This window comes from Pseudoxanthomonas sp. LjRoot204_2 (assembly GCF_056175765.1).
The window spans coordinates 1-2,390 of the sequence record NZ_JBGFFG010000472.1; the positions used below are offsets into that span (position 1 = coordinate 1).

Consider the following 2,390-nt stretch of genomic DNA (forward strand, 5'->3'; position numbering starts at 1 on the left):
GACTACGCCGGCCCGCTGGACATCGAGCAGGCTTCGTGGCGCAACGCCAACCTGAAGCCGGTCGTGGCGGCCACCAAGCCGGTGAAGGCGCCGAAGACCAAGTGAGCGGCCTGCACAAATCGCTGACGCTGTGCATCAAGGCGGCCGGTGATCCGACCGCCGACCAGCTGGCCGCCATTCGCCCGTACATGCTGGCGGACCTGCCGCCGGAACAGCTGTACGTGCGTACGTTCGCCCTGGCGCACAACGCCATCGACCGCGACGACGAGGCGTTCGACGACTCGCTGCTGGCCGACTTCGCCCGCACGTTGCCGGGCAAGGGGCTTTTCATCAAGCACCCGTCTGGCTGGGATGGTGATTCCGGTCCGGGCGAAGGCCGTTTTTTCCACGCCGAACTGCAGACCATGAGTCACGCGGAGGCGCGCACGCTGCTGCGCCAGCCCGACCTGACCTGGCCGCCCGGCGTCACCACCGCCACCATCCTGATGGCCAGCGCGTACATGGTGCGCACCGAAGGCAACAAGGATCTGCTGCTGAAGGCAGACGCCGGCATCGTGTCGGATGTGTCCATCGGCTTCACCGCCAAGCGTGGCGACTACTTCCGCGACGAAGCGGGCCGCGAAATGCAGGCCCGCCGTCTGACTTCCCCCGGCGAAGCGCTGGAAGGCTCGCTGGTCTGGCTGGGTGCGCAACCCGGCGCCCGCGCCATCAAGGGCGCATCCCGTACCGAGGAACCCACCGTGGACCTGCAGAAACTGTTCGACGATGCCAAGGCCGCCAACACGGACTTGCAGAAGAAGCTGGACGCCGCGTCGCCGTCGCACGACATCGTCGTCAAGGCGCGCGAAGCGCTGGGTGACAACGCCCACCTGATCGAAAAGCCGGCCGACCTGGCAGCGCTGGTCGATGCGGGCAAGGCGCACCGCGACAGCCTGATCGACACCATCGTGCAGGGCGAGCGCACCGCCGGCCTGTGCGGCGACGACGAAGAGTCCGTCGCCGCGGCCAAGGCCATCTACGCCGGCCAGCCGCTGGCGTCGCTGCAGAAGCGCGCCAGCGCCGTGCAGGCGAAGGCGCCGAAGAACGGCAACGTCACCCCCACCACCCCCGCCGCGCCCGAGCGCACCGACGAAGGCACGAAGGGTGCCCCGCCGGTGTTCGCCGCCGCGTTCAACGCCTGACCGGAGAGCACGACCATGGGTCTTCAGCTGCGCAGCCCGTCCAACCAGATCCGTGGCCTGCAGTTCGCTGCCACGGGTGCCACCGTCGCCAAGGTGCCGCATGTGCACAACACTCGCGCGTTCATCCCGATGAACTCCGCGGACGCTGCGGCCAGCAACGAACACATCTACGAATCGGAGGTTTCGGGCGCCCCGAAAACCACCGGCGAGGCGTGGACGGTGGGCCAGGCGATCTACTGGGACAACACCAACAAGCGCTTCACCACCACCGCATCGGGCAACACGGCCTGCGGCTTCGCCCTCGCTCCGGCGTTGGCGGGCGACACCGTCACCCCGCTGTTCCTCTTCAAGAGCTTCTAAGGGCCACGCCGACATGAAACTGAACATCGATTACGCGGCCCTGCAGGCCAAGGGCAACGAAGGCGCGCAGCGCACCGCGCTGTTCAACAGCCTGAAGGCCGCGCTGCTGTATGCGCCCATCATGCTGGCGTGCATGTCGCCGGCCGAAGTGGCCAAGGCGTCGCTGAACCCCATGTCCCGCATCGCGGGCGTGGAAGACGGCAAGGGTCTGGACGATGCCCGCGTCAAGGGGTTCCTGCAGTCGGACCGTGCCGCCCCCGTGGTGGGTGCGAAGTGGGCCACCCCGGGCGACAACCCGGTGCTGCAGCAGGTCACCAGCAGCGTGGTGCAGTTCTTCCAGGACAACGTGCGCGACATGGACCTGGGTTACCAGGTGCTGTTCGACGACGTGCCCGGTCTGCTGGGGTCCAACCAGGACCACTTCGAGCTGATGAACGCCAGCATGGGTTTCACGTGGTCGCAGCAGAAGCCCGGCGGCATCATCAAGCCGCGCCGCGAGATCACCGAAGCCAAGGTGTCGGTGCCTTACCTGAGCTACGTGGAAGGCTTCAGCCTGCTGGATGAGTGGCTGCAGTTCAGCAAGTATTACCACGTGGAAGAGGCGGTCAACGAGTTCGTTTCGACGTACTACGACCAGAAGGCCAGCCGCCACTATGGCCTGATCACCGGCCAGGGCGCCGGCATCAATGTGGCGTTCGCCACCGATGCGGCCACCACCTTCAACAAGGCGGTGGCGGGCATCCTGCGCAAGTGCCAGGCCAAGGGCTACGCCCTGGGCAGCAACCCGCAGGTGGACATCCTGGTCAGCCCGGAAAACGTCGGCTACGTGCTGGCCTTCCTGGACGCGAC

The 2,390-nt window shown here is 66.9% G+C and carries 3 protein-coding genes; all 3 read left to right on the forward strand.

What is annotated here, in order from left to right; translation table 11 throughout:
- Positions 1-101: 101 nt before the first annotated feature.
- Positions 102-1,181: a hypothetical protein gene (locus AC04L7_RS16735; RefSeq protein ID WP_435998540.1), complete on the forward strand. Its 1,080-nt coding sequence runs from the start codon at positions 102-104 to the stop codon at positions 1,179-1,181.
- Positions 1,182-1,196: 15 nt separating this feature from the next.
- A complete protein-coding gene (locus tag AC04L7_RS16740; RefSeq protein WP_435998542.1) occupies positions 1,197-1,541 on the forward strand; it encodes a DUF2190 family protein in 345 nt (114 codons plus the stop codon).
- 13 nt (positions 1,542-1,554) lie between these two features.
- The coding region (locus AC04L7_RS16745; protein WP_475513459.1) for a hypothetical protein at positions 1,555-2,390 on the forward strand (836 nt) is incomplete at its 3' end.